At 41.6% G+C, this 23,320-nt stretch carries 15 protein-coding genes; 4 read left to right on the forward strand and 11 right to left on the reverse strand.

What is annotated here, in order from left to right; all coding sequences use genetic code 11:
• Nucleotides 1–299: 299 nt before the first annotated feature.
• Nucleotides 300–1,529 carry a hypothetical protein gene (locus tag BS333_RS16830; protein WP_021710622.1) on the forward strand — a complete coding sequence of 410 codons (1,230 nt, stop codon included), beginning with the start codon at nucleotides 300–302 and terminating at the stop codon, nucleotides 1,527–1,529.
• Nucleotides 1,530–2,591: 1,062 nt separating this feature from the next.
• Here BS333_RS16830 and BS333_RS16835 read toward each other — a convergent pair.
• From BS333_RS16835 to BS333_RS16870, 8 genes are read right to left on the reverse strand one after another with little or no spacing between them, the layout of a single operon-like run.
• Nucleotides 2,592–3,425 carry an ABC transporter permease gene (locus BS333_RS16835; protein WP_021710624.1) on the reverse strand — a complete coding sequence of 278 codons (834 nt, stop codon included), beginning with the start codon at nucleotides 3,423–3,425 and terminating at the stop codon, nucleotides 2,592–2,594.
• 60 nt (nucleotides 3,426–3,485) lie between these two features.
• Nucleotides 3,486–4,544 carry a putative urea ABC transporter substrate-binding protein gene (locus tag BS333_RS16840; RefSeq protein ID WP_021710625.1) on the reverse strand — a complete coding sequence of 353 codons (1,059 nt, stop codon included), beginning with the start codon at nucleotides 4,542–4,544 and terminating at the stop codon, nucleotides 3,486–3,488.
• Nucleotides 4,545–4,594: 50 nt separating this feature from the next.
• The gene (locus BS333_RS16845) at nucleotides 4,595–5,788 is read right to left on the reverse strand and encodes a toxic anion resistance protein (RefSeq protein ID WP_021710626.1); all 1,194 of its coding nucleotides are present in this window, start codon (nucleotides 5,786–5,788) and stop codon (nucleotides 4,595–4,597) included.
• Between the two features lie 10 nt (nucleotides 5,789–5,798).
• Complete coding sequence (locus BS333_RS16850; RefSeq protein WP_021710627.1) at nucleotides 5,799–6,605, reverse strand: hypothetical protein; 807 nt, start codon at nucleotides 6,603–6,605, stop codon at nucleotides 5,799–5,801.
• 2 nt (nucleotides 6,606–6,607) lie between these two features.
• Complete coding sequence (locus tag BS333_RS16855) at nucleotides 6,608–8,143, reverse strand: phosphate ABC transporter substrate-binding/OmpA family protein (protein WP_021710628.1); 1,536 nt, start codon at nucleotides 8,141–8,143, stop codon at nucleotides 6,608–6,610.
• Between the two features lie 35 nt (nucleotides 8,144–8,178).
• Nucleotides 8,179–8,964: a vWA domain-containing protein gene (locus BS333_RS16860; RefSeq protein WP_021710629.1), complete on the reverse strand. Its 786-nt coding sequence runs from the start codon at nucleotides 8,962–8,964 to the stop codon at nucleotides 8,179–8,181.
• Nucleotides 8,965–8,978: 14 nt separating this feature from the next.
• Nucleotides 8,979–10,664: an OmpA family protein gene (locus BS333_RS16865; protein ID WP_021710630.1), complete on the reverse strand. Its 1,686-nt coding sequence runs from the start codon at nucleotides 10,662–10,664 to the stop codon at nucleotides 8,979–8,981.
• 35 nt (nucleotides 10,665–10,699) lie between these two features.
• Nucleotides 10,700–11,563 carry an ABC transporter ATP-binding protein gene (locus BS333_RS16870; RefSeq protein WP_021710631.1) on the reverse strand — a complete coding sequence of 288 codons (864 nt, stop codon included), beginning with the start codon at nucleotides 11,561–11,563 and terminating at the stop codon, nucleotides 10,700–10,702.
• Between the two features lie 995 nt (nucleotides 11,564–12,558).
• Here BS333_RS16870 and BS333_RS16875 point away from each other — a divergent pair.
• Complete coding sequence (locus tag BS333_RS16875) at nucleotides 12,559–14,073, forward strand: glutathione synthetase (RefSeq protein WP_021710632.1); 1,515 nt, start codon at nucleotides 12,559–12,561, stop codon at nucleotides 14,071–14,073.
• A gap of 385 nt (nucleotides 14,074–14,458) precedes the next feature.
• Nucleotides 14,459–17,176: a TrlF family AAA-like ATPase gene (locus BS333_RS16880; protein ID WP_021710633.1), complete on the forward strand. Its 2,718-nt coding sequence runs from the start codon at nucleotides 14,459–14,461 to the stop codon at nucleotides 17,174–17,176.
• A 169-nt stretch (nucleotides 17,177–17,345) separates the two neighbouring features.
• Here the strand turns inward: BS333_RS16880 and gcvP are convergent, their stop codons facing one another.
• From gcvP to BS333_RS16895, 3 genes are all read right to left on the reverse strand, one after another.
• Nucleotides 17,346–20,210, reverse strand: coding sequence for an aminomethyl-transferring glycine dehydrogenase (gene gcvP, locus BS333_RS16885; RefSeq protein ID WP_021710634.1), 2,865 nt, complete (start codon nucleotides 20,208–20,210; stop codon nucleotides 17,346–17,348).
• Between the two features lie 120 nt (nucleotides 20,211–20,330).
• Nucleotides 20,331–20,714: a glycine cleavage system protein GcvH gene (gene gcvH, locus BS333_RS16890; protein ID WP_021710635.1), complete on the reverse strand. Its 384-nt coding sequence runs from the start codon at nucleotides 20,712–20,714 to the stop codon at nucleotides 20,331–20,333.
• 50 nt (nucleotides 20,715–20,764) lie between these two features.
• Entirely contained in the window at nucleotides 20,765–22,060 is a 1,296-nt protein-coding gene (locus tag BS333_RS16895) for a serine hydroxymethyltransferase (RefSeq protein WP_021710636.1), read from the reverse strand.
• 378 nt (nucleotides 22,061–22,438) lie between these two features.
• Here BS333_RS16895 and BS333_RS16900 point away from each other — a divergent pair, with 378 nt between their 5' ends.
• The gene (locus tag BS333_RS16900; protein ID WP_021710637.1) at nucleotides 22,439–23,062 is read left to right on the forward strand and encodes a helix-turn-helix domain-containing protein; all 624 of its coding nucleotides are present in this window, start codon (nucleotides 22,439–22,441) and stop codon (nucleotides 23,060–23,062) included.
• The last annotated feature ends 258 nt before the right edge of the window (nucleotides 23,063–23,320 follow it).

Raw genomic sequence — 23,320 nt, forward strand, 5'->3', positions numbered from 1 at the left:
CGTGAAATATGCGGTAGCGATATGCTTAGATGAGTGTGTATTAGTCTAGTTCGCTATGAAGTACTGAGGAAAAAAGCGCTGTAGTCTGGTGTTGCCATGTGGGCAATGAGATCAAGTCTACGAAGACCTATAAATTTTGAAAATACCAAGCACCATGAGGTTATCTGGGTATAGCATCTAAAGTACGAAATTTTATTCAACAGTTGTCAGGTTGATTCTTTTTAATTCAGTTAAAGAAAATCAAAGAATAGATTAGAGTGAATTCATATTCTTGCACTCAGTTTTGATAGGTGACATTTATGCTTACAAGAGCGAACTCAATTCATATAACAACTCCAATAACGGCTAATGAACGCAGAACAACAGCGGGGAAAGAGACGACTTTACCAGTAAAGTCCCTTGCGAATGCTCAGCCTCCAGTCATGCTTTCACTTGCTGATTTTTTGGGAGAAGGTACAACTTCCAATGACGTATTAAAAATGAAAGCTGGTCCTGTTAATTCAAAAGCTCATACAATCAGCAGCTTTAGCTCTGAGGGCCGCCCAGTTAGAGATGATAACTCTTTAGCGATAAATCATGACACCCAATTCAACAATAGATTTTCATCTTTACAAGAAAGTGTAGCGAGTGCCACTATCTTAAAAAACCCAGAAAAGTTTTCGAGTGGAATTAATGCAGTCTCGAAGAATATGGCTGATATGCTCGAAAAATTATCTGTTGATTCAAATAAAGAACACCAGTTTTTAGTTAGTGAGATAGTTAAATCTGTGTCTAAGGAAGGGCAATTCGGAAAAGCCCATGTAAAAGACAAGGACGATGTTATAAAAATTCTTAAATCTGACTCAGATAATACATCTACTTTTCTTCAAAAGATACTTATCGTTAGATCTCTTGGTGCTTTCATGATCGACCACGCAACAAAAGATGAAAGCAAATATGAATTCTTAAAAGAACATAATAACAATGATATTAAAAATATCTTGGTAAAGTATGAGGATTCAAACCTGTTTGGAAAACGTATCTCTAATGGTCAACCTGGTCCTGGCACCCTTGAGGCTGGTATTCGTGGTAGAACCAGTGCAATCGAAGGAAAAACTGAAAAGAACAGGACTGACATCGGGATCATGGATAAAAAAGACTATGAATCTTTACCTCTCACTTTGAAAAGGGATTTAGATGGTGGAGAGAGCATGGGCAAAGATAGGCTGTTCTTCCGAACAAAAATAATGAATGAAATAGATAAAGACAAAGGTATAAAAGTAGCCTCCCCATTTGTTAAGAGAACGTTTGAATCTGATAAACCATTAATCGCTTCGATTTCTGGAAGTACAGTTTGTATAAACTTAGCGTCTGAATTTATGTTGCCTAGCTATGACAAAGAAAGTGTAAATGTTGCTGCATATTCGTTTTTAGTTGGTGGTGGATATCATTCTGGAACAGAAGTTCTTGACGTAGCAAAGAGAGACTTTAGTGCTAAACCGCAAGACTTCAATATAAATGACTACGTACTAAGTAAAGTAAATTCTTAGAGCTAACCTAGTATTAAAACTGCTTATGATAATGAGGCGGCCATTCGGTTGCCTCTTTATCTCTCGTTTCTCGGAATATTTCAGTCAACACTGATGGTGGTTTTAATAAAGGGCACTGATAGCCTATGTAAAATTAAAGCCGTATTATGGCATTCTTATACTTTTATATGGAAGATGCATTGAAGTACTTAATCTTTACAATTCTAATCATATCTGATGTCTGTTTTGCTAACTTAGTGGAGGGGACTGTGAAGAATGAGTTAGTTAACCCTAAAAAGATGGCAAATTTTAGATATATCTCCCCACGAACTTCGCTAAACAACCTGTACTTGTCATTCTGATCCCCCCCCAGCAGTAACGTGACTCTTTCATGGTATTGAGTTAGGTGATGGGGATAGTCCAGAGCACATACCTCATGTATAAGATGAGCCCGTCATCCCAGCGAGCGAAGCGAGACTAGGGATCTACTTGCCAAGTGCTCGAATTTACTCAACAGAACCTTAACTCTCCACACCCTGTAGATAGATCTTGAATCACGTTTATTCCTCACTGTTTAGGATGACGATATGATTAGACTAGTTGTAGGTTAGAATCTGTTATTCAAGTGACAGATTATGTTCTGCCATTCCAGTAGCAGGTCAGAGCCCGTCATCCCAGCGAGCGGAGCGAGACTAGGAATCTGCTTTCCGAGTGCTCGACCTTCATCAACAGCACATTAACTTTCCACACCCTGTAGGTAGATCCTGAATCACGCTCGTTCCTCACTGTTCAGGATGACGATATGGTTAGTCTAGTGGCAGGTTAGAATCTGTCATTCCAGTAGCAGGTTAGAGCCTGTCATTTAGATCACGTCATCCCAGCGAGAGGAGCAGGATTAGGTAGTTGCTGCCATGTGCTTGGTCTTTATAAAGATATATTGTAATAACGGTCAGTAATCTAGAAGTCATATTGTTAATAAGCAAAATAAAGGCTATTATTTTCTGTTTCGTTATAATCTCATATGGGTATTTAATCTTTTTAAATCATAGGCATGGCACATGTATATGTCGCATTGTAAATTAACTATGAATTATTAATTGCGAAGTACCAGTTATAACGTTTTTTAACGAAATAGCGTAAAGCCCAATCCATGCTCACACCAAGTAAAGTGATTAATATCACATAAGGGATGATCACTTCCATATTCATGTAACGTCTCATTAAAAAGATACGATAGCCAAGACCGCTTGTAGAAGAAATACCTTCTGCTGCGATTACAAAGAGCCACGCACTCCCGAGGCTTAATCGAATAGAATCAATCAGCTTGGGAATAACCATGGGCATGATAATACGGTATGTGATGGCTAAGTCTTTTGCTCCCAATGTTTGAGCTTTGATAATCGTCTCCCTTTGGATAGAGGATACATATAGAGAAATATCTCGAGCTATTATGGGGGCGGTGCCAATGAAAATCAGCATAACTTTACCAAAGTCACCAACACCAAATGTGATGAAGATGATAGGTAGAATAGACAGCGGTGGGATCATCGCGATAAATGTCACTAGAGGACCAGTAAGAGCTTTAAACCCTTTGTATAGTCCCATATTTAATCCCACCATCAAAGCTGTGATAGAAGCAAGAAAAACACCAGTAAAGATTCGGTATAGAGAATGGAGTGTATCAGTCAGTAAGAGATAATCACCAGTTCGGCGATCTTGGATAAAGGCCATACGTATGAATGCATCGATCATCTGTGAAAGTGTTGGAAGTAATTTATCACTTTCATTAGATAAGTGCCGATAGTAAGAAGCCACAAAGTAGAGAGCAATTAACAAGACAAAAGGAATAATCATTAAAAAAATGTTCATTCTTTTTGATGGTTGAGCATGAAGTCTAAATAATTGCGGGCGTGTCATTAATTATAATACCTCAGAAAAACCGTCACATATATACATGACGGTAATATTTGTATAAAGTTAAAGTTCGTTTTTTGCAGCCATTTGCATAAAAGTCGGGTCGAAACGTAGCTTCACGTTTTTCTTATCACCGAGCACTTTATTACCTGGAAATTGAATCCCAATGAAGTCAACATTAGAAGCGTTCATTCCAAATAAACCATTATCAAAGCTAAATTGACGGATGTAATTCATTGTTTCAATAGCTTTCTCTCCCTCAAATACTTTTGCCGCATCTGCTGGATTGAAATACATAAAAGTGGTTTTGAGTTGTGCACGGAACTCGGCCTCAGTACCACCGGCATTAGCTGCCATCTCAGCAATGAGAGCATCAGCATCTTTTCCTCGAGCATTTAATCGGCCCATTAATTCATACCATGCTCCTGTCATTGCCTTTTTAAAGTTCTCACTTGCATCGGTACGAACGATAAGGAGATCCATAATCTCTTGAGGAATTTCTGATGAGTCAAAGATCAGCTTAGCGCCTTTGTCATTGCGTATTGTTTGCAATGGTGGGTTCCACGTTACAGCAGCAGCATTAGGGTTAGAAATGAATAAAGAAGCGATATCAGCATCTGACGTATTTACAACAGAACCCAAGTCACGTTCTGACATGCCGTTCATCTGTAGAGCTCGAGTCAGAAGGTATTGAGATACGGATAGTTCAACAAGATTTACATCACGACCTTTTAGATCTGCGATAGAGTCACCATTCTTGATTACAATGCCGTCATTTCCATTTGAATAGTCACCCATGATAATTGCTGATGAGTCAACACCACCAGTAGCCGGGATGGTTAACGCATCCATGTTTGCCATAGCACATGCATCAAATTCACCACTGGTGTATAAGTTTATAGATTCTACGTAGTCATTAACGAGAGTAATATCGATATCGACATCGTACTTCTTCTCCCACTTTTTTAGAATTCCAGTAGACTCGAGAAGTGCATATGGTTCCCAGCCCGTGTAGTGAGACCAAGCTACTTTATAGTGCTCAGTAGCACTGACAGCCATTGATGTGAATGCCATTGAAGCGGCAATAGAGCCTAAAGTAAAAATGCGTTTCAAATTATTCATTATTTATTTCCTTAAAATAGATTTATTTTTGCTTTGTTTAATCGCTTCTGTTACTTGAGAATGATGTTGAATTGTTCACGAGCATGATGGCCATGTTCAATGCGCGCAATATTCTTATCCATCTCTGTGGTGATAAATTTCAGGTCAGAACAACCGGTTTTCATCGTATCTAAAGCTTCACTGCGGTATTTGCTAACATTATCAAGAGCATTTAAACTTTTAGTGAATGCCACCTTCATTACTTCCACTTGGATGTAAGGCTCTGAGGCAAGTGAAAGGATTTCTATCCCCTGACTTTCTAATTTATCGGCAACGTCTATGATCATCTTTTCAGTGAGTTCTTTTGTCGATTGCACAGCAGTAAGGATCTTTTTTTGTCGAGCAAGTGCAATGGCTAAACTTGCCGCGATACCTAATGCGACCATAGTGTGTTTAATAGCGCGATCAACACCACGAACGAGTTCTTCGTTTGTTTTTATCAAAACTTCAGAGACAACCCATGCTTGTTGGTAAATCCCTTTTGATGTCACTAGGTCTTGCAGGCGTTGACGGATAGGGAAGTGGACTTCATCTTTCAGAAATCGTTTTTGATCGTCGTTGGTTACACCTTCAAGACGTTCCTCAACTTGTTTATCTATGTATTCAGCGAACGTGATATAGTCATCTAACTTAAAAAGCATTTTTCGGTATGAGACTTGATCATCTTTCAAGGTCAGATTGTCTCGTTCAAGCTTAGTTTTGCCTTGCTCAAGACCTGTGATGATGCTTTTAAGGATGGCATCGGTAGATTGGTACTTAGCAATCCAAGTTTGCAAAGGGCTTGGTAGACCAAGTGATGAGAGGAAGCGACGAAGACCTGAGACATTCGTGAAATCGAATCCATTAGGGTCAATACTACGAGCAGTATCTTCCATTTTAAGAAGTTGGTTCGCCACATCACTGCCATTTTCGGAATCAGACATGAGTTCACTAAGTGGCCCTTGAAGAAGCTTGGATTGTTCGGTGAGTCGAAGTTCAATATCGCTACCAAGGGACTTAACACTCTTAGCCACGTCCAGTTGAGAATCAAGATCACGAGAACCAATTGAAAAAACATTTTCAATCCATTGCTCTGCATTGTTTTTTACATCTTCAGCAATATCATCAACCATTGGAGTTGAAGGTAGTTGCTTTTCAACATCGCTAATAGTTGGAAGAACAATTGCTTTTTCATTTACAACTGATTCCATAGTCGCTGTCTGCATTATTTATTTCCTATTTATCTGATAAGTCATACTTTTTAGTACGGCTGATTAGTATTTGAATTTCTTGCATTGCCGTATTAAGTCGAACTTCGCCAAGTCCTTCACGTGTTTGAATTGACCCTAAGCTGCTCGTTACTTCATCGATTTTTGTCATCACTTGCTCATTTGCTATGAGAATGTCATCCATTTCTTTTGTGGTATTTTTGTAGATTGCCAAACGTTGGGATAATGCTTTTTTGGTCTCAGTTGGAAGCATATCAATACCAAGTCGCTTATTTATGTTCTTGATATCAATAGCACTGATGCTGTGGCATAAAACCATATAGCAACGTAGGTTATCGACAGCACCCAAATAGAGTTGCTCGGCTGTAGTTAGATAGCGCCCATGGGTCATCTCATCATTATCAAATTGAAGGTTTAACACTCTATTGAATGATTCAAACTTTTCTTGGAGCTGATTTAGTTGATGAAGAGCATTTTTTTTATCGAATTCACTAAGCTCAGTTTTGATAGATTCACTTATATGTTCACGTTTGGACCGTGTTTCTGTTCTGACCTGCTCAATAATTTCAAGCATTGCTTTGTGCTTGCCAATTACATTGCGGTTCACAATAAAGCCAATACAACCGACAATAGAGCAACAAGACACCCCTACGATTGCCATGAAAAGGTCAGAAGTGGTAAACAAAGTAGCAGCGGTACCGCTAAGCAACCCGATTACAGCTGTAGATAGAGTGATAGGGTGATTAAAGGTTTCCTTAACTAACCTCGTATTTAATTCCACTTCAGATAATTGAATTGTTTTTGATCCAGCCATAATTAAAGCGTTCCAGCTTTTAAGATTAACTCAACTCTTGGTAGTCGGTATTTGTAAGCTCGATGGCTTTCGTTTGGCTTACGTGAAAGAGGCTCATCAGCACCAATACCAATTGCTCTTATTCGTTCTTCTTCTATCCCATGAGTAATAGTCAAGTAACGAACAACGGCATCAGCTCGATCTTGGCTTAGTGCCTTATTAGCTTTAGGATCTCCCAAAATACCAGTATGACCTTTGACTGAAATTCTAAAATTAGGATAGTGAGCTAAGTCTTTTGCAGCCTCGTCTAACATGCGTTTGGCTTCAAGTGATAACGCTGAACTTGAACGACTAAAATGAATGTTACGTACCTTTAGAGTTCCCACTTCATGTAAATCGGCCCACTGCTCATCAGTAAGTTTGTTAAACTTTATCGCCATGTTTGAGTGAGGCTGTTCTGTGTGAGAACCCCCTGTTTTTTTTCTGAATAGTTCATCGATAAATGAACTTTGTGTTATCAGATATGGATTCTCATCAGGCAAAGGATTTTGTTTTAAAACACCTGTTGATCTTAAAATATCTAGGTCGTTTTCAATTACGCTGACTAGGTATTCATTCCCAGAAACAGTATCTAAAGTAGAAAACCAGTCATAGATATTAGAATACAAATCAATCCACTTAACGCCTTTCAGCATCGCTTGAACATCAGGCTTATCAAGACCTGTCGATTTTTGTAATTCACGAACCAAACTATCAGGCGAGTTTTTGTAGAACTTTAATGCATCAAAATACTTTTCAAGTACAGAGTGTACGATTTCAGGTTTATTTTTTGCAAAATCTCGATTAACCAATAAAACATCTACAATGAGGTGCTCTGTATCTTCAGTACCTAGAATTTTCTTAATTCCTTCAACACCTAGGCTTTTCGTAACATATGGTTCCCAGACTACAGCAGCATCTACTTCATGATTTTTTAGTTTTTCTGCCGCTTCCTCTGCACTGTTTGTTGCAATTAACCAGTCACCACGACGCTTGAATGTTGAGACATCAAAGTGTACGGCTAGAGAACGAACTAACTGTTCACTTGGGCTATCTGTAGCGAGTGCTACTCGTAATGATGAATGATTTTTTAGGTCATCGATCGATGATACAGAGTCACCCCATGCAAGCAGGGCATCGCCACCCTTAGATTCATCGATAATAGCGACGATAGTACCGGGGTATTGAACCTTTTTACCCAAGGCTAAATAGGCATCTATACTCGATACGGCAAAATCAATTTCACCTTTCTTGAGTTGTTCGAAACGTTCTTCAAGGCTAGGGTTATTGTCACAAACAGAACGTATACCATCGTTGCGAAGATTAGCCTTAAAGTTTCTACTACATAGAGGGTAGTAGCCTACCCAACTATCAACGCCAATTCGTACTGTATCATGGATTGATTGTGCGTCTGATGTTGCCACAGTATGCGCTTCTGAACGATCATCTGAAAAGCTCTTAAACAGAAAGAGGCCAACCATACCAAATACCAAAACGACGACCGCAATGCCTTTATTCATAGTTATTCCTTATCAATACTACTTATCGTTCATTGCTACTGAAAAGAGTCATCTTTGAAACTGGACGATTCTGCTAAAACACTTTTTAGACCTTCTACCAGTTCAGTGGCGTTAGATGCAGGCTGATAATTTATAATACCGCTTTTATTCAATGCATGGTGTTCACCAAGACAGAATCCAATCGTGTGGATATTAATAGGTGTATTAGCGATGATGTCATTAACCACTTTAATCATCTTTTCTTCATCGCCAGCCTGACCATCCGTTAACACGACAATGTTATACTCACCATAGCCTTGCTGCTTTTGCCCTTGCTCTTGTAATTTTTCACTTGCATAACCTAAAGTGAGACCCAGTGGCGTTCCACCACCTGCCACTGCATTATTAGTAACCGCTTTCAAAATGAGAGGGTCATTTTTTTTCAGTGGAACAACGTCTCGTGCTCCTTTTTCATCGAAAAGTATCAAACCCACATTGCTATTTTTTGGTAAAGCATCAAAGAAGTTACCGATAGCTCTTTTGGCCACATCAATACGTCGTTCACCGTTGCCACAGCCCCTTTCATCCATAGAGCCAGAGCTGTCGAAAATGACGTAGTAGTTTGACGTTTCTTTTTCTTTGGAGAGAATGAGTTTTTTATCATCGGTTCCAGGCCAAGATTGATCTGCACCACGTAGTGCATAACTTTGTTTTGGCGTGAGCCCTGAAATCAGAAACTGATGAGTTTTTTCGTTATCATTATCAGCAAGTACTTTTTCTTGATCGCAACCAGCCAAGATAACTAGAGAGAGTAAAGCTAAAGAACAACGTATTCTTTTCATGTTTTGCTCCATGGTTATAACGGCAAGAATGCACTTTCTTCAGCTTCAATCTGAAGAATTCGGAAAACGACACGCATATTGCTTAACCATTCTTGTTCTGTTTTTGGGGCGCATGGGTCTGAACCACAGATGCCTGTTTTAGGGTTTGAAATGCCATGGCCAATGACTGAAAACTGGCTTTGGTCCAAAGAAATATTATTTGTTGAGCCATATTTCACAATTGAATCACGAACTTGCTGCGCTCGCGTCATTGACAGATTTTTAGCGGATTGCTTTACCTGATTTAGAATAAAGATACCTTCACCACTTTTCTTCTTACGAAGGTAGCCCATTGGGTCTGAGTGACCTTCAACTGTAATTACTGCACCAGCGTATGTCTGAGCGAGTTGCGTTACACGTTTGAACTGATCCTGATATAAGGATTCATTAAAATCGTTTTGGTTTGGTTTGAAGAAAATTTCGAATTCAAACACGGTGCTATCATCTAAATTGCCCATTTTTTGTTTTCTTTCAACGACTTTAGCAACTTGGTTAGAATTAAAGGCGTTTTTATTACTTGTTCTAGTCGTTACACCGTTAGCAAGCATTCCGTAGTTCAAATCAGCTTTAAGTACTGTGCCTGTTGTCTTAACCATTCCAAGTTGCTTGATAGCGTTGGCTGACTCAGTAACAACTTGGTCAAAGTTACGAAAGTTATTAGCATCGTTGAAGAAACTAATATTGCCGTCAATTCCAACGGCTGTGGCATCTTGCAACAAGCCTGCTGCATCTTCTGAGGCTTCAGGTGTATCAAGAAGTAACTCTGCTGATGTACGCATCAGTTTTGTATATTCACTCGAACTTGCCTTCATTGAGGCTAGATTTTCTTGTGATTTAGCCAACCCGAGTGCCAGCTTTTCTATCTCGGCTTTATTTGACTGGTAGTAGTCATTGCGCACTGCGTATACATCCGCGATGACTCGGTTCGCAGTTTTGGTGGAAAGTAAGATAGAAGTACCGCGAATACTGTCTTCAGAACCATCTCCAACACCACCGCCAGAAGTAGCGGCAAGAGCGTCTGGAATTATCATAAATGCAGCATCGACATTCGACTGTCTCAAAGCTTCTAATGGCGTTTCGTCAGTACCTGATAAGTCTTTCGTCCAAACAAACGTGTTTTGGCTTATCTTACAACCTGCGTCATTTAGAATTCGATAAGCGTAGTTTAAGTGAGGGCCATCCATATTGATTGCGATGGTTTTTTTACACAGGTCACTTGCACGTTTGATATTATTTTTTACTACTAGAGCATCTCCACCGCTCGACCAGGTTAATTGATAGAAAACAACAGGAGTTAAATTATTATCCCCTTTAACCGCTGAAGCCGCCATGTTTATCATTGACATTGAGCCACGTAAGAAAGGTGTCTTGCCTGAAATATATTGTTCTAACTGTTTTTGGAATATATCTTCACGATATAACTTATAAGCTAGTCCACTTTTCCCAAAGAGAGAGCCTTTTTGTGTAATGTCATCCGTACCGTTAGCTGCAATTGTTGCGATATCACCCCCCCATGTTATTAGAGGTAATTTATATGGCCCTGATACAAGGTTGCGTGGAGACGGTAACTTACGAGCTTCTATCGGCTTTACATTTACATATGTCACTGCTTGGGCCATTAAAGGCATAGTAAGTAAACATGCTAAGAAAGACTTTTTCATCGAAAATAATCCTTAATTACTGATTGCTGGCTTATTCAAATTAAATTAGTGCGAAAACTGTCTACGTGCTTAAGATTAAAATCATGGATATGCTGAAGAAGGCTAGGGTCAAAAGCACGTGATTTAACCGAAGTAATCAATTCTTGGAAGTGTGGGTTTTGTTTAATTTCAGTAGACTGAGCGACTCGAGTTAATGGATGATCTTCAACTATTGTTGCGCCATGTCGAGGTTGCTCAACGCCGCTGTTGTAATACTGGCTCAAAGCGAGCAGTCTTGAGCCAACAAAACATGCCTCTTCAAGACTATGAGTAATAAATAAAATTGTTAATCCTAATGATTCCCATAATTCCAATAAGAAAACTTGTAATTGTTCTCGAGTGTCAGGGTCTAGTGCCCCAAATGGTTCATCCATAAGTAATATTTTGGGATGTACTATTAGAGTTTGTGCGATAGCTGCACGTTGCTGCATACCACCGCTCAACTCATGAGGATATTTGTGCGCTGCATTTTCTAAGCGTACACGCTTTAGATAATACATCGCTTCTTCTTCAATTTCTTTTCTTGAAGCGGATTTATTGCCGCTAATCCCGAGATAACTGGGGCCGAGCATGACGTTTTGAAGAACAGTCATATGAGGGAATAAACTGTACTTTTGATAAACAACACCACGTCGAGGATCTGGGCTACCAATTAACTTATTTTGCAGGAGAATAGTACCAGAATCTGGTTGCTCTTGACCTAATATCAAGCGTAACAGAGTGCTTTTACCACACCCTGAAGGTCCAACTACTGAACAGAATTCACCTTCAGAAATAGCAAGGTTTATATCACGTAAAATAGTTTTACCTTCGTAACCTTTGTAAACATTTTTCAAGTGTAAAATATGTTTATCTGACATTATCATCTCCACATGTGCTGAATGCGTTTTCTGATTTCTTAGAAAGGTGTTGTGCTTCCTTCAATTTTTATACCCACGTTGTCTGACGCAATAAATTAGCTCCAAAATTTTGTTAACGATGCTTAATGTTGAATCACTAAACCTAAAATCTGTTGTTGTGTCTGATAGTTAAGCTCGTCTATATGAACACAGAGTCTTAACGTTACTTGGGGATAGAATAAGAATTTCACTTTTAATCGAATAATGAATAAAAGTGTAAATTTAGCTTTTTAAATATTATAATATTAATAGTATGCATTTCAGGTTATATGATTGTTAACGTACCTGATTTTATGATGTGTGAAACTTTATGTTCAAAGAGAGAGTAGGTCTACGATGATTTTTAAATAGTAACATATTAACGCTGAATCCAATTAGTAATACCTTAGTCATTATACATGAAGAATAGATATAAATAAGTGATATAAAAGAAATTGGCATATTTTCTAATATAAAGAACGATTAGTTAGTTCATTTTTAAATAAAAGCTGGTGAAGTGCCTAAAATGCCAATCGATTCGATTTAGTTGGTATCTTGAGGGGGGAAAAGTAATGTGTTCTTCATTACTACTATGATGATGGTATCGTTATTTCAGTGACAAGTTAGAATCTGCCATTCCATTAGCAGGTCAGAGCTCGTCATCCCAGCGAGCGGAGCGAGACTAGGGATCTGCTTTCCGAGTGCTCGACCTTCATCAACAGCACATTAACTTTCCACACCCTGTAGGTAGATCCTGAATCACGCTCGTTCCTCACTGTTCAGGATGACGGTTTGGTTAGACTAGTGGCAGGTTAGAATCTATCATTCCAGCAGCAGGTTAGAGTCCGCCACCATTTTCGCGGACATGGAATATAAGTCAAAAAACACAAAAACAAAACGACACTCAGAACAGCACGCTTGGCTTAATGTCCGTAAGCGCAGCATAAGTGATTCAAAATATGACGAGTATTAACTTTATGAAAGAGCAGGCTATACATATCGATTTTCTTGATACTGATAAGAGACAATTTGTATCTGAGCAAGTGATTGAAGATATTCTTGAGTGGGAAATCATGCACGGCGTGGCTTTTCGTCAGGCTGACAATACCGCAAGGCATGTCCCATTCAGTATTGCGCCGATGACAATGGAACGTTCAGCGTATGACCACCTACGTAAGGTTACCCCCTTGATTGCTAAACTGGTGAGCAACGTTTCTGAAGATCATCGTTTTCTGCAAACCTCATTGAGTGAGATGGCGAAAGCCGACCCGTTCTTCGGTCGCTTGATGGAATTGCACCTACAAGCTCATGGAGATTCAGCCGCCCCTAAGCAACCTGCTCGTCAGCCGCTGTTATTAATGAGAACAGATTTTATGGATGACCGCCAATACGGGGCAAAAGTGATTGAATTTAATGGCATAGCGGCGGGAATGGGTCCTTTCGGTCAACGTGCTTTCGAGCTGCATCGTTTTGTAGAAAACCAATGGAACGAGGTTTACCGAGAGTGGCTAGAAGATGACTCAGCAACGCCTGCCGATAATCAAGGGTTGGAACAATTAGCCCTAGGCATCGCAACAGCAGCAAAAAAGGTTCAAGCCTATTTTGCAGATTCTGACAAAAACAAAAATCCTGATCAAAAGCCAACGTTCTTAATGATCGTCCAAAAAGGAGAAGACAATGTGTATGACCAACACCTTTTGGAGGTGGCATTACATAAGTTGGGCGTTCGTACAGTAAGACGTACATTCGAACAATTGAGTTCTCAACTTTCAAGTGGAGATAACCAGCGTCTGATCCTTGATGGTGTTGGCGCTATTGATACCGTGTACTTACGGGCAGGCTACCAGTATTCCGATTACTGCGCGCCAGATCTGAACGAAGAGATATGTTGCCACACACTAAGCCAAACTCGTCTTTATATTGAACAGCATTACGTGGCAATGAATGCGACCATCAGTCAACAATTAGCGACAAGTAAGTCCATGCAAATGCTACTAACGCAAATGCCAGCCGAAACTTATGCTCAATGGGGGCTGTCGCTTGACGAAGCTCATTTAGTGAAAAGCGTGTTGGCAGACATGAAGGCGATCACGACAGAAAGCATTGAATGGTTTAATGAGAGTGCGAGTAAAAAAGAGTGGGTATTAAAAAATCAAGGAGAGGGTGGGGGTCACTGCGTATTTGGTGAGGATATTAGCGCAACGTTGAAATCTCTAAAGCCAGAAGAATACAATGCGTGGGCGTTAATGCAGCGCTTGTACCCACATGAACGTGACACCCCAACCATTGCAGTCCGAGATGGCAAGCAAACCTTAGTTAGCGACCTGGTTAGTGAAGTGGGCCTTTTTACCGCGCATTATCAAGGTGAACCAGTGACAGAAAATAACGGCTATGCCGGATACTTAATCCGCAGTAAACCCGCCAGTGAAAATGAAGGAGGAATACACAGTGGGCAGGGTATTTTGGACTCGTTAGTTTTGATTGACCAATAACTGGCTTTAGATTTGCGATGTGCAATCTGAGTATGGGTTGTACTGTAGTGGCCGAATGAAATTAGCCACTAAATTTAAAGGTTTGACAACAGCGAGCGGAGCGAGACTAGGGATCTGCTTTCCGAGTGCTCGTTTTAAGTACTGCAATAATCTAAACGGATAAATCCTAAATCTTATTTCATGTGCATTACGTTGTAATAAACTTGTCAATTTGTTGATGAAAATTTTCTATGGAAACCATAAGACATAGTTTTTGAGAGATATATTTAGTTGCAGTATGATGTTCCAATTGTGTGGACGGGACTTTATTACAGCTTATGAAGTGAGTTTTTAAAGTGCAAGCCGAGGTACCTGTCCTTTTATTTGACTTAGTGAGTTAAAGCATATGCCTGCAACTACCATTACGAGCAAATGGTATAAATTTGATATTCATACACACACACCTGAATCGAGAGATTATCGTGAGCCCTCATCTCCCGAACCTGAGTTGTGGCTCAGAACGGCAATGGAGCGAGAACTGGACTGCATAGCGATTACAGATCACAATTCAGGGGGGTGGATAGATAGACTCAAGGCTACATATGAACAAATAAAGTCTGAAGAGTGGTTCCGTCCACTTGTGATTTTTCCTGGAGTAGAAATCACTATCTCTTTGGGCGCGTCACGAATACACCTGTTAGCAATTTTCGACCCAGGTAAGTCAACACAGGACCTGACTAGATTCTTGGGTAGTTGTGATTTGCAAGGTGACTTTGGTGATCCTGAGGCTTGCTACACCACTCAATCGATAGAAACTATAGTAAAGAAAATCGCTGAATCAAATGGTGTCGCAATACCCGCGCATATTGACGCTCCTAAAGGCTTGTTGCATGAAGTTACTAATACGAACCCAGACATCAAAGCTCATTTAACACTATTTGACGGAGCGCAATTTGTTGCTCGAGATTATCTATCGAGTGGCTCTATTCATGAAGAGTTAAAAAAAGATGCAAGCCACCTAGCAACCGTTATGGGTTCTGATGCTCATATGTTGGCTGACATTGGTGGTAGCTATAGTTGGATTAAGATGGGAACACCTTCCATTGAAGCTCTCAACTTTGCCTTGAAAGATCACCAATTTTGTATACTGAATCAAGCTGAGAATCCAAACACCCTTCCAAGGTCTTATATCGAATCATTAAAAATTAGCGGTATGAAGCATTGTGGAATGAATCCGACTAACATCCCAAAATTTCAATTACACCCTTTGTTTAACTCTATAATCGGCGGACGCGGTACAGGAAAGTCAACTTTTATTGAGTCATTAAGGTTGTCTCTTGGAAGGAGCCAAGAACTAGAAGACTTACCTAGTGTTGGAGCTGATGTACGGTCTTTTGTAGATGGAGTCACTACAGACCGCACTCTAATTGAAGCTAGATTCGTTAGAAATACCTCTAGGTACCGAGTTAGTTGGACTAAAGAGGGGGGCGTAAAGTTCGAAAGAGCTGATGAAGGAGGTTGGGTTGTAGATGAAGGTGATGTGAGTGAAAGGTTTGCCGTTAATATATACAGCCAAAAGCAAATAAACGCACTTGCCTCAAACCCAACAAGCCTTTTAGAACTAGTCGATCGTTCTCCTATTGTTGATATAGAAAGCTGGAATTCTCGTTTTGTACCTCACCAGCGACTCTATATGGAGCTAAGTTCAGAAAAAGTTCAGCTAAGTCGCAACATTTCGAAAGAAGGTTCTAAGAACTCAAGGCTCCAAGAATTGATGAGCGACATAAATGGCTTTGAGTCTGGTGGACATAGTCAAGTATTGATTCGAAACCAACTGATGACGACATTAAGCCGTCTACTTTCGAATGCAGGTAACATCGATGATATTTCGAACAGCTTCGATGAATTGCTTCAAGAAACCGTTCCTAGCTTGAATACGACTCAAATGGAGTTGCTTGAGGATCCTCTTAAGGAAGAGCTTGTTGCTATACAAAGTGCATTTGAAGCTGAAGTGAATGAAGTACTAGGCCAAATTGAAACGCTTAAAACTCGGATAGTTAGAGCTAAGAAGTTACGTGACCAAGCTATTCAATCATCCAATTGGCATACACAAAAAGTGTTATCGGATGAGCGTTATCAAGACCTTGTTAGTGAATATCAAGAACGTGGCTCTGAATTTAATACGCAGGAATATGAGTCGTGGATTTCAGAAAAAGTGAGGATAGAACAACAATTAGAATGCATCGAAGTAGACAAGGCGCGGCTGAGTGAAGTAAGTGTACAAAAGGAAGGTGAACTTAATACGATGTTAGAACTTAGACGTGAACTACAGACTAAGCGGCAAGAGTTTATAGATAGCGTTCTTGTCAATAACGATTATGTTCAGATGACAATCAGACCATTTTCAGACTTATCCAAAGCAGAGCGTCAATTCAGAACTATTGTCGGGCATGGTAAATTCTCTTCTTCTGTATACGAAAAGGGAAATGATACTTCGTTACTGTATGGACTTTTCAATGCAAGTAATACTTTCGAAGAAAAAACATCGGCACTTAGGGAACTCAAGAGTGCTATAAAATCATTGGTATTGGGTGAACAACCTAATGGATACAGAATTGATCGTCGATTCATAGATTTCCTTACAGAAAGGTATGAGAGAGAGCCTGAATTTATGGCAAGGTTAGACTGTTGGCAGCCTGATGATTTGCTAGAAGTTAAGTACTCACCACGTGGGGATGGGACTCATTTTGCAAATATTAGCAGAGGATCTGCTGGTCAAAAGGCCGCTGCGATACTCGCTTTCTTGTTAAGTCACGGAGAGGAACCAATCATTATCGACCAGCCTGAAGATGATCTAGATAACGCACTAGTTTATAGTTTGATTGTTAATCAGATTCAAAAAAATAAGGCACGGCGACAAATTATAATTGTTACGCATAACCCTAACATTGTCGTAAATGGAGATTCTGAACTAGTTAATGTTATGGAATTCCGTGGAGGGCAAGTACAAATAAAAGCCAGTGGAAGTTTAATAGAACAGAATATTAGAAACGAAGTCTGTGAAATAATGGAAGGTGGGAGAGAAGCGTTTAGTAAAAGATTTCATAGAATATCAAGGTTGTGAAGAAACTTTGACGTCAAACTTCTTTAAATATCTATAATTTTATGAGTTTAGTTAGGGGGGAGGATACATACGCCTAGATAGTAGATGAAAATAGAGGCGACAGACTTGATTTAGTTTACCCCCAAAAAAGCGAACCACTCGGTTCGCTTTTGTCTATCTAACCCCAAAACTACTCTTGGTAATTTTCCATGCCCGGGCATGAACAGATCAGGTTACGGTCGCCGTAAACATTATCGACGCGGTTGACCGTTGGCCAGTACTTCCAAGATTTGGTTGCCTTAGAAGGGAAGCAGCCGATCTCACGAGAGTAAGGGCGGTCCCACTCGTCAGCAGACAAGTCCACTTGAGTGTGAGGCGCATTAACCAGTGGGTTATTATCCAGTGGCCATTCACCTTTTTGAACTTTAGTCATCTCTTCGCGGATAGCGATCATCGCTTCACAGAAACGATCCATCTCTTCCAGATCTTCCGATTCCGTCGGCTCTACCATTAAGGTGCCCGCAACAGGGAAGGACATGGTTGGCGCGTGGAAACCGTAGTCCATCAAACGCTTGGCAATGTCTTCTTCGCTGATACCTGTTTCTTCCTTCAGTGGACGAATATCAATGATGCACTCGTGAGCAACACGGCCGTTAGTGCCACGGTATAGCACAGGGTAGTGAGTGCGCAGTTGCTCCATCACATAGTTTGCATTCAAGATCGCAACTTTGGTGGCTTCAGTTAGGCCTGCTTCACCCATCATGGCAATGTATGCCCAAGAGATTGGCAAGATAGACGCACTGCCCATATCCGCTGCTGCAACCGCAAACTGCTCACCATCGGCACCGTTCTCAACGTGACCCGGTAAGAAAGGCGCAAGGTGAGATTTCACTCCAATCGGTCCCATACCCGGGCCGCCTCCGCCGTGTGGAATACAGAAGGTTTTATGCAAGTTCAAATGCGACACATCAGAGCCGATAAAGCCCGGAGTCGTGAGGCCAACCTGTGCGTTCATGTTGGCACCGTCCAAGTAAACCTGACCGCCAGCCGCATGTACCATCTCACACACTTGTTTCACTTGCTCTTCATACACACCGTGGGTCGAAGGGTAAGTGATCATGATGCTTGATAGGTTGTCTTTGTGCTTTTCAATTTTTGCGGCCAGATCGTCGATGTCGATATTGCCATCCTCGTCACACTTCACCACCACCACTTTCATCGACACCATAGAGGCTGTCGCTGGGTTAGTGCCGTGGGCAGAGCTTGGGATCAAACACACGTTACGATGCGCTTCACCACGGCTCTCATGGTAACGTTGAATGGCAATCAGACCTGCATACTCACCAGAAGCGCCCGAGTTCGGTTGTAGCGAAAAAGCATCGTAGCCAGTAATTTCACATAGCTTCTGTTTTAAATCTTTCGCTAGCGCCGCATATCCTGCCGCTTGATCTGCCGGTGCGTATGGGTGAATGGCACCAAATTCAGGCCAAGTGACCGGAATCATCTCAGCTGCTGCGTTAAGCTTCATGGTACAACTGCCCAGTGGGATCATGCCGTGCGTCAGTGAAAAATCTTTATTTTCTAACTGTTTTAGATAACGCATCATCTGTGTTTCACTGTGGTGAGTGTTAAATACAGGATGCGTCAGGTATTGACTTGTACGGCGAAGCGCTTCTGGAATCGCGGCAAATTCATTCATTGCGATTTCACTAGAAAGCGATGAGATCGCTTCTTTTACGCCAAATACCGCAAATAGCGCAGCAATGTCTTCTGTGGTGGTGGTCTCGTCACAGCTGATACCAAGTTGATTGGGTAGCTTGCGTAGGTTGAGGTTCGCCGCCAGTGCACTGTTGTACAACGATTCAGTGTTCGTACCAGTGTTGATGGTGATGGTGTCAAAGAAACTGTTGTGCGCCAGCTCAAAACCGCTTTTGGTTAAACCCGCGGCGAGAATCGCCGTCATATGGTGAGTACGACGTGCAATGGTACGCAAACCTTCTGCACCGTGATACACCGCGTAGAAAGAGGCCATATTGGCCAGCAGAGCTTGAGCTGTACAGATGTTTGAGGTCGCTTTTTCACGGCGGATATGCTGCTCACGCGTTTGCATCGCCATACGCAGCGCTTGATTGCCTTTGCTGTCGATGGAAACGCCAATCACACGGCCTGGCATGGTGCGTTTATGTTTGTCACGAGTCGCCATAAATGCAGCGTGAGGACCACCGTAACCCATTGGAACACCAAAGCGTTGTGCAGAGCCGATCGCCACATCAGCGCCCATTTCACCGACGGGTTTAAGCAGTGTAGAAGCTAACAGATCGGTAGCCACGGTAACTAGGGTTTTGTTGGCTTGAGCTTGTGCAATAATATCAGTCAGATCGCGCACTTCACCGGTTGTGCTTGGATATTGAAGTAGGGCGCCAAATACGTCTTGTTGAGGCAGGGTATCGGCATTGCCGACCATCACTTCAAAACCGATGAACTTAGCACGGGTTTTCACTACTTCAATGGTTTGTGGGTGAACATCATCAGCAACGAAGAACACGTCGCTTTTACTCTTACCCGCACGTTTACACAGCGTCATTGCCTCTGCGGCGGCGGTGGCTTCATCAAGCAGAGAAGCATTGGCGATTTCAAGGCCTGTTAGGTCCATGACCATTTGCTGGAAGTTAAGCAAAGATTCTAGGCGACCTTGAGAGATCTCTGGTTGGTATGGAGTATACGCCGTGTACCAGCCAGGGTTTTCCATCACGTTACGTAGGATAACGTTTGGTGTGAACGTGTTGTAATAACCTTGGCCAATAAAGCTGCGGTTAATTTGGTTCATATCCGCAAATTGACGCATTGCTTTAAGCATATCTGCTTCGCTTTTGGCAGCGGCGAGCGTCATTGGTTGCTCTAAACGGATTTGAGCAGGTACGGTTTCATCAATCAGTGCGTCTAGGCTGACGGCATTGATCGCTTCCAACATTTTGGCTTGGTCGGAAGAGTTTGGTCCATTGTGGCGAGCAACGAACTCATTTTGTGTACTGAGGCTTTGAAGTAATTCAGTCATTGTCCTTTACCTATTCTTTGTTCGGGTAACGGAGGCTCGCTACTGATAATATTAATTATACGACCGAACTTAGAAAAAAAGCTGTCACCTTATTGAGTCGAGGGACAGCTTTGATTCATCCTATTCTTCTTCTTCAATGATGCTTAAGTACTCGTCGGCATCACGAAGGTCATTTAGCTCTGATGGAACAGAGAGTTTCACTTTCACAATCCAGCCACCATCATACGGCTCTTCGTTGATCAGTTCTGGACTGTCTTCAAGCTCTTCATTGACTTCGACGATTTTACCAGTCACAGGGGAGTAGATGTCTGACGCGGCTTTTACTGATTCCACTAAAGAAAAGCTTTCACCTGATTCTACTTCGTCTTCCACGTCCGGTAGATCGACGAACACCACGTCACCGAGCATTTCCTGTGCATGAGCTGAAATCCCGATAGTCACTGTGCCGTCTTCGTTATCACGGACCCACTCGTGGCTGTCTGTAAACTTCAATGTTTTGTCCATTACTTAATCTCCAAATAACTGGTCAGAAATTGTTCTGATGTAAAAATAGGTTATCGGTAAAGGGGGAAGCGGTCACAAAGCGCTTTGACTTCTTTGCGTACGCGCTGTTCTACTTCTTTGTCACCTTCAGGGTTGTTCACCAAGCCATCCAGTACGTCGCCAATCCAATGACCAATAAGCGTAAATTCTTCAATGCCAAAGCCTCGGCTTGTGCCGGCGGGTGTTCCTAAACGGATCCCAGATGTAATCATAGGCTTCTCTGTATCAAATGGGATTCCATTTTTATTACATGTGATGCCAGCACGTTCTAATGCTTCTTCTGCTTTGTTGCCTTTCAATCCTTTAGGGCGTAAATCTACCAGCATGAGGTGAGTATCCGTGCCACCCGTGACAATGTCACAACCACGACTTTGCAATACTTCGGCAAGTATTTTGGCATTGCTGATCACCGAGCCGATATAGTTTTTGAACTCAGGACCTAGAGCTTCACCAAAGGCCACCGCTTTGGCTGCGATAACGTGCATCAGTGGGCCACCTTGTAAACCAGGAAAGACTGCTGAATTGATCTTTTTGTTGATGGCTTCATCGTTAGTCAGGATCATTCCACCACGGGGGCCGCGCAATGTTTTATGAGTCGTTGTCGTAACGACATGGGCATGAGGCAGTGGGCTAGGGTGTGCTCCAGCAGCAATTAAACCGGCGATGTGGGCCATGTCGACCATCAGGATGGCATTGACTTCGTCGGCGATCTCACGGAATTTAGCGAAGTCCAGTGTGCGAGGAATGGCACTGCCTCCGGCGATGATCATCTTAGGCTGGTGCTCTAGGGCCAGTTTGCGTACTTCTTCGTAATTGATTTCTAGTGTGTCACGCTCCACACCATATTGCACTGCGTTAAACCACTTACCCGATAGAGCAGGACGAGCGCCGTGTGTTAGGTGGCCACCTGCATCTAATGACATGCCAAGAATGGTATCGCCAGGGTGTAATAAAGCCAATTTCACTGCGCCATTCGCTTGCGCCCCTGAGTGAGGTTGAACGTTGGCGTATTCGCAATTAAATAGCTTTTTTGCACGTTCGATAGCAATGGCTTCGACGGTATCAACATGCTCACAACCACCGTAATAACGACGGCCCGGATAGCCCTCTGCATATTTATTGGTTAGGCAGGTGCCTTGAGCCTGCATTACGGCTTTAGAAACAATGTTTTCAGAAGCGATGAGTTCGATTTGTTCTTCTTGGCGTGCGCATTCAGCTTGGACACCGGCGAAAACAGCATCGTCTGTTGCGGATAGGTTAGTAGTGAAAAAATTTTCCAAGCTGTGGTTAGGGTAACTTTTGTGCATGATGGTGACCTTGCAAATTTGAAAATGTACTCGAACACTCGATGACCTTTTGGTGCTTCTTGAGTCCATTTATGCTCAAAACTGCTGAACTGCGAGGCAGAACAGGATGAAATATGCTCCAAATTAGCAGGAGCAAAATACCGCCGATTGATGTTTTCCTTGCTTACCAATCTTTTACGGAATGTATATCTCGACATCTAACAAGTCGGTAACATAGCGTTAGACGAATAAACAATCAACCAATAATTTCCTATAAGAAACAAATTTTCTGATTTTGTTAACAAAGTATGTATTATTTGGTGTGATGTTCTTTTAACCGATCAGTGCATCGTGCACAATAAAGCCAATATTAAATGAAGTCGGTGTTGAGAAGGATTTATGGCCGAGAATATTTACGATGAATACCCTTCGATGAGGTTAGAAAAAGAACAAACAGAGCAAAATATTGAGCCGCTGAAATTAGGCCAGCGGATCAAAGATATTCGATCTAAACTCGGAATTACCTTAGAAGAAGCCAGCAACCGTACTGGGCTTGCTCGCTCGACCCTGAGTAAAATTGAGAACGAACAAATATCTCCAACGTTTCAGGCGATGCAAAAGTTAGCCAGTGGCTTGCAAATTGATATGCCACAACTCTTTGAACCACCGATAAAAAAAGTAGCAACAGGGCGTAGGGACATTACCAAAAATCAAACAGGTAAACCGCACCCGACGCCTACCTATGAGCATGAGCTACTGGCAACCCAGTTATCCAATAAAAAAATGATGCCTTTCAAAAGCCAGATCAGGGCAAGGCGTTTTGGAGAATACAAAGATTGGGTACGTCATGATGGCGAAGAGTTTTTATTGATCTTGTCAGGTGAGGTCATGTTTTACTCTGAGTTCTACGAGCCGGTCACCTTAAGTGAGGGAGACAGCGTATATTATGATGCCAATATGGGGCATATCTTAACCAGTGTCAGTGAGCAAGATGCGCAGATTCTATGGGTGACAGCTCGGTAATGATAATAAAATGTAAATTTCTTATAGTGAAAGCAAACGTTTGCTGTGCATATTTTAAAGCCAGTTTTATGCCGAGAAATCAGGTTTAATAGTAACTTTATTGTCAATATCACCATTTATTTAGAGTTGAAGTGTATCTAAAATGTTAAAAGTCACATTTTTGCATGCCAACTGATGGCTATACGTGCAAATCAAAATCAGTCATGTTTATTATTGGAAACATCTCGACATCATCACGGGTTTATTCATACGGAGACT

It is taken from the genome of Vibrio azureus (assembly GCF_002849855.1).
Classification (GTDB): domain Bacteria; phylum Pseudomonadota; class Gammaproteobacteria; order Enterobacterales; family Vibrionaceae; genus Vibrio; species Vibrio azureus.

Excerpts from the sequence above, each read along its gene's own strand:
- BS333_RS16830 (WP_021710622.1), top strand. The coding sequence starts at position 300 with ATGCTTACAAGAGCGAACTCAATTCATATAACAACTCCAATAACGGCT.
- BS333_RS16835 (WP_021710624.1), bottom strand. The coding sequence starts at position 3,425 with ATGACACGCCCGCAATTATTTAGACTTCATGCTCAACCATCAAAAAGA.
- BS333_RS16840 (WP_021710625.1), bottom strand. The coding sequence starts at position 4,544 with ATGAATAATTTGAAACGCATTTTTACTTTAGGCTCTATTGCCGCTTCA.
- BS333_RS16845 (WP_021710626.1), bottom strand. The coding sequence starts at position 5,788 with ATGCAGACAGCGACTATGGAATCAGTTGTAAATGAAAAAGCAATTGTT.
- BS333_RS16850 (WP_021710627.1), bottom strand. The coding sequence starts at position 6,605 with ATGGCTGGATCAAAAACAATTCAATTATCTGAAGTGGAATTAAATACG.
- BS333_RS16855 (WP_021710628.1), bottom strand. The coding sequence starts at position 8,143 with ATGAATAAAGGCATTGCGGTCGTCGTTTTGGTATTTGGTATGGTTGGC.
- BS333_RS16860 (WP_021710629.1), bottom strand. The coding sequence starts at position 8,964 with ATGAAAAGAATACGTTGTTCTTTAGCTTTACTCTCTCTAGTTATCTTG.
- BS333_RS16865 (WP_021710630.1), bottom strand. The coding sequence starts at position 10,664 with ATGAAAAAGTCTTTCTTAGCATGTTTACTTACTATGCCTTTAATGGCC.
- BS333_RS16870 (WP_021710631.1), bottom strand. The coding sequence starts at position 11,563 with ATGTCAGATAAACATATTTTACACTTGAAAAATGTTTACAAAGGTTAC.
- BS333_RS16875 (WP_021710632.1), top strand. The coding sequence starts at position 12,559 with ATGAAAGAGCAGGCTATACATATCGATTTTCTTGATACTGATAAGAGA.
- BS333_RS16880 (WP_021710633.1), top strand. The coding sequence starts at position 14,459 with ATGCCTGCAACTACCATTACGAGCAAATGGTATAAATTTGATATTCAT.
- gcvP (WP_021710634.1), bottom strand. The coding sequence starts at position 20,210 with ATGACTGAATTACTTCAAAGCCTCAGTACACAAAATGAGTTCGTTGCT.
- gcvH (WP_021710635.1), bottom strand. The coding sequence starts at position 20,714 with ATGGACAAAACATTGAAGTTTACAGACAGCCACGAGTGGGTCCGTGAT.
- BS333_RS16895 (WP_021710636.1), bottom strand. The coding sequence starts at position 22,060 with ATGCACAAAAGTTACCCTAACCACAGCTTGGAAAATTTTTTCACTACT.
- BS333_RS16900 (WP_021710637.1), top strand. The coding sequence starts at position 22,439 with ATGGCCGAGAATATTTACGATGAATACCCTTCGATGAGGTTAGAAAAA.